Genomic DNA, 446 nt, shown 5'->3' with positions numbered 1-446 from the left:
CGACGGAATTGAACACGTTTTTCAAGCTGCTGGGCAATACCATCAGCAATGATTTGCGCATCCAATTCAGGACGACGAATCTCTTCAATATTTACATGAACAGGCACACCCATCAGGGCTTGCAAGTCACGTTTCAAGATTTCGATATCCTCGCCTTTTTTACCAATAACCACACCTGGACGAGCAGAGTGAATGGTAATACGTGCAGATTTAGCAGGACGTTCGATCACTACGCGACCAACTGAAGCATTGGCCAGTTTTTTACGCAAGTAGTTACGAACATCAATATCTTGTTTCAAAACAGTAGAAAAGTCGGTGCTTTTAGCAAACCATTTTGAAGCCCAGTCTTTAGTTACCGCCAGGCGAAAGCCTGTAGGGTTAATCTTTTGTCCCATAGCTTTTCCTTAGTTGCCCACTGTCACGTTAATATGACAAGTTTGTTTCTC

General features: G+C 43.3%; 1 protein-coding gene. It reads right to left on the bottom strand.

Annotated features, from left to right (window positions below):
• The coding region (gene rpsC, locus ACTHSP_RS21960; RefSeq protein WP_440347004.1) for a 30S ribosomal protein S3 at positions 1-395 on the bottom strand (395 nt) is incomplete at its 3' end.
• Positions 396-446: the final 51 nt, after the last annotated feature.

The sequence above is a fragment of the Neisseria sp. P0001.S005 genome (genome assembly GCF_051963715.1).
The sequence above is the reverse complement of the archived record's forward strand: the minus strand, read 5'-3'. Positions and strand labels throughout refer to the sequence as shown.